Genomic DNA, 13726 nt, shown 5'->3' on the forward strand with positions numbered 1-13726 from the left:
CGCCGCACAACGCCGCGAACGCGCCCGCGTCCGCAGCGAAAAGGGCGTCCGCTACGGCGGACGCCCCCTCACCCAAGCCGCCTAACCAACCGGCAACCCGGCGAACCTTTCCGGTCACAGCACTAGGGCTCGGCCTAGGGCTCGTCCTAGAGCCCGGCCCGGCCTGACGGGCCGCCCGCAGGCAGCGGCAGGCAAGCGGCAGATGGCGGACTCGGTGCTGACGGCATCGAGTCCGCCGCTCCGCTCAGCGAATGTCGGGAGTGCCCAAGTAGACCGTCACGAGGGTCTCGGTGCTCGTCGAGGTCCCCGCCGACGGGTCGGTGCGGATGACCTTCTTGTACTGGTTCGAGTCGGACGTCCGCTGCGTGGTGAAGGACGCGTCCAGGCCCGCATTCGCCAGGGTGTTGCGGGCGCGCTCCTCGTCCATGCCGGTCACGTCCGGCACCTGCACCTTGCCGTCCTGCACCCGGATCGTCACGGTCGAGCCCACCGGGCGGACCTCGCCGGCCCGGACGCTTGCGGAAGTGACCGTCCCCTTGGGGCTGTTGCTGTTGGGGACGATCTCGACCCGGACCACGAACTGCCGGTCCTCGAGCTTCTGCTCCGCCTCGGCCTGCTGGAGGCCGATGACGTCCGGCATGACCGTCTCGGGAGTGGGGGCCTTGGTCGTCTTCGTGCCGCCGCCGCTGCTGGTCCCGTTGCCGCTGTTGCCGCTCTTGCCGGTCGACGTCTTCGTCGCGACGATCTCCGCACCGGCGTCGCCGCCGCCCGTGCCCGCCTGGGGAGCGGCGCTCGCAGGCGTGGTGGCCGGGCCGGCCGCGTTGTCCGCGTTGCCGCCGCCCGTGTTGATGGTCAGGTTGATCGCCAGCGCACCGCCCGCGACCACGGGGACCACCGCGGCGGCGACCTTCCCCAGGAACTTCATGCTCCGCCACGAACGCGACGACCCAGGGCCTGAGTTGTTCCCGTCGTGCCGGAACCGCGCGGGCACGTCGACGGCGAACGCCGCACACGCCGCGCCCTGGTTCGCGGACGTCGACACCACGCGCAGCGCGACCCCGAACCGGTCGCTGCGCCCGTTGTTCACTTGCCCGGCCGCGTCCGCGCCGGGGATCCCGAAGCGGGACGCGACGTCGATGCCGAGCCCCGCGGCGTCGCGGGGGAGCGTGTAGCGGATCTCCACGATGCGGGTCTGGTCCGGGGCGAGCGGGGCGTTGAGGATCGACGCGTCGAAGTCCAGGCGCCCTTCGACGCGTTCCACCGGCTCGACGCGGAACGTGTCCGGACGCGAGCCGCCGTTGCGCACGATCAGGCGTACCGTCGCCGGCCGCCCGGGTTCCCCGCGCTGCCGCGCCGGCTCGCACCAGGCCTGTACGCCGGTGTCGTTGGCCATCCGCAGGTCGGTCCCGCAGCGGTCGCCCGGGCAATAGGTGCCCAGGCGTTCCTGCCCGTCGGTGCGGGTGCCGCACAGGCGGCAGAACAGTCTCACGATGGATCCCCCCTGGAACAGGCCCCCGCTGCCCGTCGGCCCCTTCCGGCGGGATGACTGGGAGACGCCCCCGGCTGCACCTGCGGTTCCCGTGCCCGCGGGGGATCGAGGGAACCCCCTCGATCCCCCGCGTCACCCGTTCGGAGCAGTGCTATTGCTTGCGGCAGGCCTTGATCTTCTCGTCGTCATCGTCGATGAAGACGATCGCGTCCGGATCGAAGGCGGTGACCCCGAAGATCGGCGCGCCGAGCACCTCCCACGGCTGCGTGCACGTGAAGACGTGGTTGGCGTTCAGGTTCCCGCCGACCATGGTGTGCCAGTCCGCGAGGAGGATCGGCTTGTCGGGCGAGAGGAGCAGGTCGAAGACGTACACGCTGCCGTCGACGAGCTCCAGCGCGGGCGCGACGTGGTGCTTCCACTTGTACGTCCCGTGCAGGAGCCTGGGCGGATTCGCGACGATCCACGCCTTCTTCAACTGGAACTGCGCGCACGGCGGGTAGGCCTGGTGGATGAACAGGCAGATCGCCTGCGCCAGGTACTCGCACCCGTCCTGCTGCTTGCGTACGGGCACCTTGCAGTTCAGCTGCACCGCATTCCATACCGTGTCGAGGTGCGCAAGGTCCAGGACCGGCGGCGCGGGCTGCTGCTGAAGTGCGGTGAGCGTCAACGTCACTTGCGCCACTGCCTCGTGCGTGACGAGGGGCGCGGTGTTGAGCCAGCCCAGGATGCAGTTCGTGTACGTCAGGCTGAAGATCTTCGCGGCCTGCCCGGACGAGATCAGCTCCAGCGCACTCTGTCGCAACCGGATGAGCCGTTCGTCGCCGCGCTCCGCGAAGTCGTCGTCCCGTTGCCCCCAGAGCGCCAGGATCTGCTGCTCGGTCAGTGCCCCGATCTGCACGGGCGTGAGCGCCGCCGGCAAACCGTAGCCGCCGTCGTCGTCCCCTTCCGAGCCGGAGCCGGACCCGGAGCCGGACCCGGAGCCGGACCCGGACAGCGATCCCTGGCCGTCCCCGTCGCCATCTTCGTTGCCGTTCCCGGACTCCTCGTCCGACTCCCGCTCCTGATCCTGGTTCTGTGCGGGCGGCGGTACGTAAGGTGTCGCCTTGGGCTTCTTCCCAGGCGGCCCGCCGGTCCCTTGCTGGTTGCGCTTCACGGCAAGTCCCCCTCACGCCCGGGAGGGCCCCACGCACCTCCCGGCGACGAGCGTAGGCGCCTCGAATGGGACAGCAACAGCCCTACGCAGCAGGCCACATCGGCGATCAGCAGACCTTGAGCTCCATAGCCAAAGCGCGCCAGGCAGCAGCAGTCAGTTGCAGATGTCCCCGACCGGGATCCTTGCTGTCCCGCACCCCCGCGCCATTCCCCAGCCCCGCCACCTCGACACACTCATTGGCCGCCCCACCCGAATACGAGGACTTGCGCCACACGGCCTTCTCGATGCTCACAGTTCTTCCATCCTCTTGGTGATCATGTGCCTGGACTCATCCGGATCCAGCGACTGGGTGGCCAGGTGGTCCAGCAGCCTCCTGAACCGGCGGACGTCGAGTTCCGCGTCACGGAGCAGCATGCTGCCCTCGTGCTCGGTGAACGCCACGCTGGGTTCCTGGTCTCCTCCGGGCTCGGCGTCGAAGTCGAAGACCGAGATGCCGCTCGTCAGAATCGCCCGTTCGGCAGAGAAGGGAACGACGCGAAGCTCCACGTTGGCAAGCTCGGACATCTCGGCGAGCAGGCCGAGTTGCTCTTTCAGCACGTCGCGCCCACCAGTCGCGACGTGTAGTAAGGCCTGTCCGATGATGGCGCGAAGCGGAACGCCGTCTTCGGTGATGACCCGTTGGCGCTTCATGCGCACCTCGACCAGCCGGGCGGCCTGGTCGGGATCGGGGATGTGGGGTTGCGACTCGTAGACCGCGGTGGCGTAGCTGCGTGACTGCAACAAGCCCGGCAGCACACCCGTGTTCGCCATATGGATCTGTGCGGCCATCGCTTCGAGCTCGATGTACTCCATGAGCGCCGCGGTCAGCAGGTCGGTGTACGCCGCGAACCACGGCGTCGAGCCTGCCGCGTCCATCAGTTCATGAAGTCGCGCGAGGTCGTTCGCGTCCGCGCCGTACAGCTTGCCGAGCTTGCGCAGGTCGGCGGCGCTCAATCGGACCTTGGCCGACTCGATGCGGATGAGCTTCGTGCGTCCCCAGCCGAGTTCGCCCACGACGTTGTCCACCGTGAGATCCGCATCGGTCCGCAGTCTCCTCAGACCCGCTCCGAGCCGCTTCCTGGCCTGCGTCGGCAACGTCGGCATTGACCTCGGCCCCCTCAAGTTCAGGTACGTCGACATCCTCTCCCAAGACTGGTCACCGGGTGACCATGATGTGCCAACTGGACTCAGGGCCAGCCACATTGCTGGAACTGCAACTAGCACCAGTGCTCGTAGGCTATTTTGAGCCCATCGAAGGCTTTACTCACTGTGTTCGTTCGAGTGCGTGAAGCGATCAAGGCCGCGATGCGCGTCACGTATCGCGCTGTCCGAGGGGGTGCCTGTGCACACCATCGACCCGGACCAACTCCTCTGCGTACAGCTGGAGTCCGCTCCCGTTGCCGCCCGGCTCGCCCGCGTCCACGTCCGCGAGATCTGCGCCGGCCTCGTCGCCGACATCGACGACATCCTGCTCGTCGTCTCCGAACTCGTCACGAACGCCGTGAAGCACGGCGACGGCGCCCCCGTCACCTTGCGCGTCACGCGCTACGACGCCCACCTCTGGGTGGCCGTCGAAAACACCTGCACCGAACAGGCCGACCTGGCCCGGCCCTGGGAACCGCACAGCGAAAACCCCACGGGACGCGGCCTGTTCCTCATCGCCAAGTGCAGTGAGGGGCTTCGCTTGCACACCGAACCCCACCGCACGATCGTCGAGGCGAAGTTCCCTGTCCTCGCCCCACCGAGCGCACGGTGAGCCGGCAGTGCCATCAGCCGAGCAGCCGCTCCGCGCGGGCGATCTTGTCCTTGTCGCCGGACTCGCGTGCCATACGCAGGAGTTCAGCCCTCAGTGCGGCCGGCAACGCGGCGATGTCCTCGTCCTGTGCAGGACGCGACTTCCACCCGACGAGATGCCGTACGGCCCCGGCGAAATGCGATGCGTCGGCGTCCGGAGCCTGGAGTGCGGCGATGATGTCCGCAATAGGGACATCCCTGAGCAGAATCGCGGGAATGCACTCGTGCATCGGGAAGCCGGAGCACCGTCCGCTGCCCGCCCCGTACCAGTGCAGGAGGGCCTGGGTTCGCTTCACCGGATCCTTGATCCAGGCCTTCAATCGCCTCGCGAACCTGACCAGGAGCTCCTGTGACGGAAGCCGGCCCGTCCGCGACAGCGCGAGCATCCGCTCGCGCTGATCCCACAGGAACTCCGGGGCGGCCGCGAGCCACTCGTCCTGCTGCGCACGCATGAGGGACCGTCTGCGCTGAGTCTCCTCACCCTCGTCCGTACGCAAAGGGGCGGGTACACCTTGGCGTTCGAGCCAGTGCAGCAGCAGGGCCCCGTCGATCAGATCTGCGTGGCCTTGCCAGTGGTCCCACTGCAGAGACTGTCCGTGGTGCAGGAAGACCGAGGCGATGTTGTTGCCCAGCGCGTCCGAGAAGTCGAACCGTACGTCGCCAAGGCACGCGCACACCACGTCCGAAACCGACACCACCGCCATCGCCGCCCGCAGCGGCCCCAGCTCCGCAGGATCCGAGAAGTCCAGCGAGTACCCGTCGCCGTGCGGCAGGGCCTCGGATACATGAACCCGCCGCGCATCCCGCAACACAACGTCCAGCGCCGCCACATCTCGTTCTGTACGCACGGCGCCGATCCAACCGTTTCGCCGCGCCGGGAGCAATGGGTCAGCGCGGCAAGATCGTCCACGCACTCGATGCCGGACGGCCCCTGGGCGACGGTGTACGCAACGAGTGCTGCGAGTGGTTCGCTTGCTTGGGCGGCGACCTCGACGAGGTCGCCGCCCAAGGCTCGGCTGGTGATGCCTCGGGTTGATGAGGCCGGATGAATCTGGCTGCGGGCTCAATTTCGTGAAGGGTGCTGGGCCTCGCAGGTCGGATGGTCGAACATGCTGTCGGCGGTAGCGCCTACGATCCAGCGCTTGAGTGACACGATCGTGTACATCCGCGCTTTGGATCTGTCCGCCGACGAGGCACGGGTGCGCCGGCCACAGATCGAGCAGTGGCTGACTGACGAGGGGTGCTCACCCCCAACCCAAGACACGTACGACGCCGCGACCCCGGAGAATTCGTTACGGGTCCCAGCGCTGGGGGTCGGGCGGCGGACGAATGGCTGAGTGGTGACTACGAGGCGGACATCCTGTGCAGGCGTGACGCCTATAGCGCGATGGAGCTGCTCGAGTCGTCCCGATGCCCTGGTTGCAGCAGCCTCACTGGACCTGGAGTACTACTGGGAACTGCTGCGCTCCTGGCAGCGGGCGGGCGAGCCCACCGTGGCATGTGGCCATTGCGGCGGCTGCCGATCATCGGCGACTGGGAGTGGGAGCACGGCGCCTACGTCGCCGAGTTGGCCGCTTGATGCGGGTGACTTGGCCTTCGACCGCGCCTGAACTCCACGACAGGGTGCAGTCGTTGACGACGGCGTCCCAGTCGTTCTGCAGGGTGGCGGCGAATCCCTGGATCGGCGGTGGTCCTTCGTCGCATGCCCGGGTCATCCAGCCGGGCAGGTCCTGGCCACGGCGTTCGCGAGCCTCGCGCAGCGTCGCGACGTACTGGGTGACCATGACGCGGCTGCCCCGATAACCGCGCTCGCGGATCTCACTGAACAAGGCGGCGGCGTTGGTCGCGCCGGCACGGAAGCGGGCCTGCAGGTAAGGCTTGAAACCGGTTGATGTGCCCGTTCGGGCGGCGTTCTCGTGCAGAGGCGGGGATTTCGTCGAGGTCGGTGTTCACTCGAGCAAGGTGGACATCCACCGCAGTCCTGCCGGAGCGCCCAGCTCCGGCAGGACTGCGGGACGGTGCCAGGACAGGAGCCGGGTGGGCGGCACGCCGACGCGTCTCACCTGGTGGTCATGGTGCCGGGGCGTCCGTCAGTGGTCGTTGAGGTAGTCCGCGTACCAGGCACGGCCGCCGTCGCCGACGTAGGCGAGGTTGATCCAGTCGCCTTCCCGCAGGTCGGTTGTGCTGCCGGCATTGCCGGCACGGTACGTCTTGCACGAACGGTAGCCCCTGTAATTCTGGATCGAGTACCGGAACCCCCTGGAGTCCGAGACACCGACGATGGCCGGCTGGCCGTTTGCGGCCGTATCGCATACGGAGACGACGTCCCCGTATTCCGTGACGTAGACCGTGACGCCGGGGGCTGTGTACTTGTGGTCCCACGACGTGGGGACCGGGTCGGTGGCGGCCGAGGCGGTCGGTGCGGCAACGGCGCTCAGCGCCGCCAGGGCCGCCGCCCCGAACAGGGCACCGACGACGCGACGAGCGCGGCGGGAGCGCTTGGTGGTGGGGGGTGTGTTGGTGCGAGGCATTCGTGTCCTTCTCAGTGTGTCGGCCCATTAGGGCCGCGGTAGACCCGCAGCTTCTTCCGGAGCGCGCCCGGGGGCGTGTTCGCTTCCGGGGACGGGTACGCCCGGGAGTCTTCAGTCATGGGGGTGAAATCACTAACCAGGGAACGTATGGATCGCCGACGCAATTTGGATGATCGGCACGGCATTTCCGCAGCTCACGTGGGTTGTCAGGTGCGACATCGACGGGGCGGGAGTGCACCGCGCCACCGGGCGGCGCTCCAGAGTGGCGCACGGTGGCCCCTGCACGGGGCCTGGAGTGCGTTCGCGCCCCTCGGACCGTCGGAAGTGGTGCATCGGCGCCGTATCCCTGACCCGCGGACGGCACTAGAATCCTCTGCGCGATTCAGCCGGGCCGGCGTGGAAAGCTGCGCTCTGAGCTTGCCGTTTGACCGCCGAGGTTTGAGGGACGGCCGTGCAGGCGTTCCTCGGAGGTACGTCAGACCCGCCTACCAGAGTTCCGGCCCGTGATTGATCCGGTTGACCGCACCATTGCAGACGATGACTAGCTGGCACCTGGCCCGCGCATGGCCCGAAGACGCGGCTGCGTGTGGACGGTGGCGGCGTGACCATCTACCGCGAACGGACCCGTAGGTGGACGCGTCCTCACACCATCGAGTCGCGGCGCAGCGGCACTGCGACGAGTCGATCGGCAAGCGCGCTCCGAGCCGATCGGTAGGCGGCAGCTCGGTCAGCGGACTCGGATTCCAACGGGGGCAGTGCGGTCCGCTGTGCACGGCCAGATCCAACCGCTTCGGCGTACCGCGGGGCAATGGGGTTGCCGCGCGGCCCGTCGTCAGGGGGATCAGGTGGGTTCACTCCGGGTGGAACGAGTGGGATTCGACGTACCGCGCGATGGAGTACGGGTGATGCCGGTCGGCCAGCATGTGATGGACGAACTCGACGGTACGGACGTTGTGGTGTTCTTCGTCGCAGCCGATCTCCAAGACCACGATGGGCCAAGTGTCGGGGTCGTCTCCGGTGGCCGCCCAGAAGAAGCGCTCGTCTTCGGTGCTCGCCCAGTGGACGAGACGCGGGGCCGGACCGACCGGCGTAGCCACCAAGTCCTGGTGGTACCAGTCGTTCCACGGGCCAGGGACGTGGAGACCGAGAATGTCGTCGAACGAACCCGGGCCGAACGTGTCGACCAGGAGTTTGTAGTCCTGGGGGAGGCGCCGTCTGAGCCCGGCTTCGACGGCGAGCCAGTCGACGGGCGGGGGAGAGTGGCCGGGCGGCAAGCCGGTCAGTGCGGCCAACTGCTCGACGCAGTGGGCAACGGACCAGTCCCGGCCGCGGAGCGTAGGCCAAGGCACGGCGCCGGGCCGGAAGACCGCGACCAGCTGCACAGTGCCGTCGACGTCCGTGAGTATGCCGAGGCCGAACCACAGGGTCGGCCCGTCCACCCAGCCGTACAGCTCGACGATCGATGCGCAGCCGGACGAGTCCAGCAGTTGCGCGGCGGCGCTGCGGAACGACGGCTCGACAAAGCCGGCCAGGGCAATGGTCCGGGAGTGGCCGATGCGTCGGGCCAGCGTGCGGAGGATCTCGGCGACATGTGCGCGCATCGCGTCCGGGTCGTCCGTCGGCGTTGCCGCGGCGAGGCGGAGCACGTGGGTTCGGCGGGGGCTGTCGCCGGGGATCGGCATGGCGAGGAGATCGTCCAGCGCGGCCATGTGCGCAGTCAGGTCCATGCGCGCAAGTGAAGCGCCTGGTCCGGACACGTGCTCGTCGATGACGGCGAACTCGACGAATCTGCGGTCGAGAGCACCGTCGAACGCCTCACCGGCTCTACTCCGTGAAGGACGCCCGGAGCTCCTGCAGGAGTTCGAGTTTTGCCGCGGAGCGCGACGGTACGCGGGTCGCCTGCGGTGTGAGGAGGTCGATGGCCTCCTCGATGGCGACGACGGCATCCTCGACACGGCCCACGCGCTGGAGCCGCAGAGCCAAGTTCTCCAGGGACGTGACGAGATTGGTCAGGTAGGCGTCCGGGCGTTTCGCGGTCAAACTCGCGCCGGAGGGCGACGGCTTCCTCGATCGCGGCGAGGCCCTCCGCGGCCCGGCCCAGGGCCGCGAGCCGGTTGGACATATTGTTCAGGGCCATGGCGAGGTCGGGCAGGTAGGCGTCGGGGCGTACAGCTGCCAAGCGCCGGTACGCCTGCGCGGCCTCCTCGATGGCGGTCAAGGCCTCCTCGGTGCGTCCCATGCCCGCGAGGTCGATGGACATGTTGTTCAAGGACCCAGCCAGGTCGGGCAAGTAGAGGTCCGGGCGCGCCTCGGCCAATCGCCGGGAGATGTCCGCGGCTTCCTCGACAGCAGCGAGGCCTTCCTCGGCACGGTCCACGCTCGCCAGCACGATGGACACGGTGTTCAGGGACGCGGCGAGACCGGGCAGGTGGGCGGCCGGCTGCTCCTCGGCGAGGCGCCTTTGGATGGCCAGCGCTTCCTGGGCCGGGGCGAGGGCTTCCTCGGCCCGGCCCAGGCTCGAGAGCCGGTTGGCCGTGTTGCTCAAGGCCGAAGAGAGAGCCGACAGGTGGGTATCGGGATCTTCCCCGGCCAGCCGCCGGTACGCGTCGGCGGCTTCCTCGACGGTGGCCAGGGCCTCCTCGACCCGCCCCAGTTCCCCGAGCCGTACGGACATGTTGTTGAGGGAGGCGGCGAGACCGGGCAGGTGGAGGTCCGGGCGTTCCGCGGCCAGGTCCCGCTGGATGCCCACGGCCTCTTCCAGGGCGGCGAGCGCGTCCTCGGTCCGCCCGAGATTCGCCAGCCGGATGGACATCCGGCCCAGCGCGGTGGCCAGGTCGGGTGAGTGTTGTGCGCTGCGTGCGTTCGCCACCAAGCGGGTCGTCACGAGTTCCGCCCACTCGGCGAGTGCGTGACTGCTCTGGGGGGTGCGCGCGGAGAGCCTGCGCAGGCGTTCGTCCGTCGTATCCGGGGCGCCCGCGATGCGGTTCAGTGCATGGAGCAGCGGGGCCGGGCGTTCGACATGGGTCGCGGTGTCGACGGCGACTTCGGCCAAGGTGCTTTCGTGGGACACCACCAGTGCGGTGAGCGATGCGTCCAGGCATCCGGCGAACGCAGGTTGGGCCGCCGCCCGCGCATACACCGCCAACGTGCGGTCGAGTTGCTCCGCGGAGGTGTCGGCGACGCACTGTTCGGCGAGGCCGGGGTCGGCGGCCAGCCGGATCCCGACCAGGCGTTCGGCGATGCGGTCCGGCTGCAAGGTGTCCCACGGGAGCGGCGGTCGCGCCGGAGGGTAGACACCGGCGATCCAGTCGCGGACACGTGCCCGCCGCTCGGACGACTCCTCAGCGAGCCGAGGCAGCCGGGCCAGCAGGGCGTCCGCCTCGGCGAGCGTCGCGGCACCGGTGAGGAACGCGGCGGCGAGTGCGTCCTCCAAGGCCTCGAAACCGAGCAGCGGAGCCAGTCCGGTGGCGACCGCGGCGTCGCGCCAGTACGAGCGTTCGTGGTCCAGGAGACGGTCTTCGACGCTGGGTCCGGCCCGGGGTCCGTCCGGGGCCGGGTCGGGGTACGCGGCATCGAGGAGGTCGGCCAGCGCCGTGGTGTGCAGGGTCAGCGCGCCGGCGAACGGAGCCGCTGCGAGCGGCGGGACGGGCAGTGCGGCATCGAGATCCGCCCAGTCCGGCGCGGCGCGTCCGCGGCGCGCCGGTACCGCGCCGAGCCGGGCCGCCAACGCCGATCGGGCGGACCGGTACGCCGTGGCCCGATCGTCCGACCCGGGTTCCAGAGCGGGCAGCACGGTCCGCGCCATCCCGGACAGCACCTCGGCGGCGACGGGGGACCGGGAGGCCAGGTGCCTGCACCATTCGCCCGCGGTCCGAGCGAGGAGCAGGAGCCGGATCGGGGTTTGCCGGTCGGTGCGTTCGCAGATCTCGATCGTCTCCGCGACGAGGTCGAGTCGGGTCTCGGCGTAGTCGACCACGACCAGCAGGGGCACCGCCGCCGCCGCGAGGACGGACAGGTCCTCCGCGCCGTCGGTTTTGCGCAGCCAGACGGACTCCCAGCGGTCGTTGCGGAGTCGGTTGCCGAGTTCGTGGGCCAGCCGGGTCTTGCCCTGGCCGCCCGGGCCGTGGATCAGGCGTACGTCGAACGGCCAGTCGGAGCGGCACCAGGACCCCAACTCGGCCAGGATTTCGGTGCGTCCGCGGAAGGCGACCACTTCGCGGTGGGCGCGGAGCAGGGCAGCAGGGGTGCGGATTTCGGGTTCGTCCGGCTCGGCGAGGTGGTGGAACTCGACTGCGCGGGTGTCGGAGTCGACTCCGTGGGCCTGGAGGATCGTGCGGAACTCCGGGGTGCGGAGGGGGGCGGTCAAGGGGACGGCCCGGAGTTGGGCGTGTTGGGAGTGGCCGGGTTCCTCGAAGACGACGCCGGTGAGGAGGTCTCCGCAGAAGAGGGCTGCGCCTGACATGCCCGACCAGCTCTGGTCGGGTGGGAACTGGTCGATATCCATCACATATCGGTTGCCCCTGTAGGAGTTGCCGATGTTGATGCGTCCGGTCAGGTGGCCAGTGTCGGCTGTTCCATCCGCGCGACTGAGCGCCTGCGGGAAACCCCACGTCTCGCAGACCGTCCCGGGGCGGTCGGTGACGATCCGGCCCCAGCGCACGGGACGCCGGGCGCGTGATTGCCAGGCTGGATCCGTGATCTCGACCAGGGCGACGTCGTCGACGCCTCCTGGCGTCCCTCGCCATACGACGCGACCGTTGCGGCGGGTACGTGATGCCAGGTTGAACGCCTCGACCTTGCCGCCCAGAGCAGGTACGTCATGGGCACATGTCAGGGTGAGGCGCGGGGCCACCTCGTACCCCGAGACCCGGCGGCCGGCGGCTTCCAGGGCCACAACCCGTGCGCGGTCCATGGGCCTTCATCCCCCCGAGTACGCGTCTCAGTGCAGGTCTTCGTCGGCGTCCGTTCCGGCCGCGCCTGGCGGGGGAGGGGCGACCTCGGCCGAGATCAACAGGTCGCCGCCCCCGCGGGCGCGCGGTGTCAGGGAGACGGAGATCCGGTGCGTGCGCGTCTGGGCGATGCCGGCCGAGGTCTCGCCGGACAGGACCCACGCCTTGAAGCCCGCCTTGGCACTCGCGTCGCGGCGGAGTTCGACCTCGAATTCCATCTCGATCGGGCCGACGGCGAACTCCAGGTCCGGGGCTCCGGCTGCGGCGGTCCGTGCGGCCGTTGCCCGGGCCGCAGCGTCCAAGAGCTCGTCGCGCAAAGCCGCAACTGCGTCCGCCAGTTCGATGTCCACCGTGCGATGCCCCGTCCGTCCAACCATCAGGACCATCAACGGTAGGGGTCGATGTCGGGTCGCGTCGGGGAACCGGTCAGGTGGACGGGTTCGTCAGACCAGTTGTGTGGCGCGGCTCTGGGGGGAGGGCGCCGGAACGGTACATCGTCTGGGGGGATGGTGGGTTTGGTGGGTGAGCACGAGCATGGGCAGGCGCACGATCATGAGTACGAGCGCGAGCGCGGCCGCGCGCCTGGGCACGATGACGAGCGTCGGCACGAAGGAGCGCCGGACCGCACGCGCCCCTGGGTCTTCGGCATGGGTGCGCTGGGGGGACTGGTCGCCGGCCTGCTGCTGGCGTCGGTGATCCTGCTTGCTGCGTACGGTGACAAAGCGAGCATCGGCGGGGGTGACGCGGCCGGGGTCTATGTAGGCGCCGGTCTCTTCGGACTCTGGGCAGGCCTGCTCGGGGGTGGCATCGCCGCGGCGCTGCCCACGGCGCTGCTGGGGTGGCCTGCAGTACCGGCCGCGTTCGCCGGGGCGGGCTGCTTCCTGGCCTGCTGGCCGTTCTGGGAAGACCGGGTCTCGCTGGCGATGGACTCGATGGGCGACGGCGAGTGGTACGGGGCCTTCATCTTCCCGGTGCCGGAGTTGTGCGTGGCAGCTGCCGTGTACGCCGTGCTTGCCAGAGCCCGCAGACGGGGACCTGTGGACGACTACTAGACCAGGCGCAACGCGAGCGCTGCCCTGCGCTCGGGGACACGGTCGCGACCCGGCATGCCGTTACCTCGTTTGGCGGTGCGGCCGTGGCAGGGTTCCGAGTATGGCGAGGTCGGAGAGCGGTACGGGTGACGAGGTGCCGCTGGGTGAGCTGTTCGGCAAGGCGGGCCCTGTCGAGTTGGAGCGCATGCGCCTCGCAGTCACGGCACTGGATGCGGCCCGCCCGGCCGATCAGGACGCGGAGTGGGAGTGGTTCGCCGAGCACGCGCAGGCACCGGTGCCGCTCCCCGCGGTCGGTGCTTCCGTCGTCCTCCAGACCACGGTCGGCCTGTACGAGAGCGACTCCGACTGGCTCGAACTGGAGCTGGAAGTCGCCTGGATGCAGCGCGGCCTGCGGGTCGGCGCGGTCCTTGGTGTCGCCTGCTGGTGCGAGTCGGACAACCACGGGACGCACTACCTCGACCCGATGGACCTCGACGCCGACGACGGGACGTCCATCGCGGAAGCCTTCGACGCGGCTACAGCCCAGCTGCTCGCGTGGGCGGGCGGCCCCCGCGATCCGTCGTACTGGCGGGGTGCGGCCGGGTTGCCGCAGCCGACGTCGGATACGAGCTGAGGGGAATTGCGTACGGCTTGGAGACGGCGTGGAGACGGCGTGAGTACGCCTCGCGTCGGGCGCCTCGTGTCGGGCGTCGGGCCCCAAGCGTGCGCTAAGTGGGAAA

The 13726-nt window shown here is 69.4% G+C and carries 13 protein-coding genes; 3 read left to right on the plus strand and 10 right to left on the minus strand.

Annotation, left to right across the window (positions count from 1 at the left end; all coding sequences use genetic code 11):
- Nucleotides 1–244: 244 nt before the first annotated feature.
- The 4 genes from LZ495_RS38980 to LZ495_RS38995 form a co-directional block, all read right to left on the minus strand.
- On the minus strand, nt 245–1489 hold the full coding sequence (locus tag LZ495_RS38980) for a PASTA domain-containing protein (protein ID WP_235057948.1): 1245 nt from the start codon (nt 1487–1489) through the stop codon (nt 245–247).
- 151 nt (nt 1490–1640) lie between these two features.
- Nucleotides 1641–2642 (minus strand): protein-glutamine glutaminase family protein, encoded by a 1002-nt coding sequence (locus tag LZ495_RS45145; protein WP_235057949.1) that lies wholly within the window; start codon nt 2640–2642, stop codon nt 1641–1643.
- A 106-nt stretch (nt 2643–2748) separates the two neighbouring features.
- Nucleotides 2749–2934, minus strand: a complete 186-nt coding sequence (locus tag LZ495_RS38990) for a DUF397 domain-containing protein (RefSeq protein WP_235057950.1) — start codon at nt 2932–2934, stop codon at nt 2749–2751.
- A complete protein-coding gene (locus LZ495_RS38995) occupies nt 2931–3884 on the minus strand; it encodes a helix-turn-helix domain-containing protein (RefSeq protein WP_308268771.1) in 954 nt (317 codons plus the stop codon). Before LZ495_RS38995 ends, LZ495_RS38990 begins: the two co-directional genes overlap by 4 nt.
- A gap of 139 nt (nt 3885–4023) precedes the next feature.
- Between LZ495_RS38995 and LZ495_RS39000 the strand changes: the two genes are divergently transcribed.
- Entirely contained in the window at nt 4024–4437 is a 414-nt protein-coding gene (locus LZ495_RS39000) for an ATP-binding protein (RefSeq protein WP_235057952.1), read from the plus strand.
- 13 nt (nt 4438–4450) lie between these two features.
- Here LZ495_RS39000 and LZ495_RS39005 read toward each other — a convergent pair whose 3' ends face one another.
- The 6 genes from LZ495_RS39005 to LZ495_RS39030 all read right to left on the minus strand — a co-directional run bounded on the left by LZ495_RS39005 (nt 4451) and on the right by LZ495_RS39030 (nt 12305).
- On the minus strand, nt 4451–5305 hold the full coding sequence (locus tag LZ495_RS39005; protein ID WP_235057953.1) for a hypothetical protein: 855 nt from the start codon (nt 5303–5305) through the stop codon (nt 4451–4453).
- Between the two features lie 693 nt (nt 5306–5998).
- A complete protein-coding gene (locus tag LZ495_RS39010; protein ID WP_235057954.1) occupies nt 5999–6304 on the minus strand; it encodes a transposase in 306 nt (101 codons plus the stop codon).
- Between the two features lie 261 nt (nt 6305–6565).
- Complete coding sequence (locus LZ495_RS39015) at nt 6566–7006, minus strand: hypothetical protein (protein WP_235057955.1); 441 nt, start codon at nt 7004–7006, stop codon at nt 6566–6568.
- Nucleotides 7007–7857: 851 nt separating this feature from the next.
- Nucleotides 7858–8733 carry a hypothetical protein gene (locus LZ495_RS39020; protein ID WP_235057956.1) on the minus strand — a complete coding sequence of 292 codons (876 nt, stop codon included), beginning with the start codon at nt 8731–8733 and terminating at the stop codon, nt 7858–7860.
- Nucleotides 8724–11918, minus strand: coding sequence for a tetratricopeptide repeat protein (locus tag LZ495_RS39025; protein ID WP_235057957.1), 3195 nt, complete (start codon nt 11916–11918; stop codon nt 8724–8726). Before LZ495_RS39025 ends, LZ495_RS39020 begins: the two co-directional genes overlap by 10 nt.
- A gap of 27 nt (nt 11919–11945) precedes the next feature.
- Nucleotides 11946–12305 (minus strand): trypco2 family protein, encoded by a 360-nt coding sequence (locus tag LZ495_RS39030; RefSeq protein ID WP_235057958.1) that lies wholly within the window; start codon nt 12303–12305, stop codon nt 11946–11948.
- 168 nt (nt 12306–12473) lie between these two features.
- Between LZ495_RS39030 and LZ495_RS39035 the strand changes: the two genes are divergently transcribed.
- Together LZ495_RS39035 and LZ495_RS39040 are read left to right on the plus strand one after the other, a co-directional pair.
- The gene (locus LZ495_RS39035) at nt 12474–13007 is read left to right on the plus strand and encodes a hypothetical protein (RefSeq protein ID WP_235057959.1); all 534 of its coding nucleotides are present in this window, start codon (nt 12474–12476) and stop codon (nt 13005–13007) included.
- A 100-nt stretch (nt 13008–13107) separates the two neighbouring features.
- The gene (locus tag LZ495_RS39040; protein WP_235057960.1) at nt 13108–13620 is read left to right on the plus strand and encodes a hypothetical protein; all 513 of its coding nucleotides are present in this window, start codon (nt 13108–13110) and stop codon (nt 13618–13620) included.
- The last annotated feature ends 106 nt before the right edge of the window (nt 13621–13726 follow it).

This window comes from Yinghuangia soli (assembly GCF_021502675.1).
GTDB lineage: Bacteria > Actinomycetota > Actinomycetes > Streptomycetales > Streptomycetaceae > Yinghuangia > Yinghuangia soli.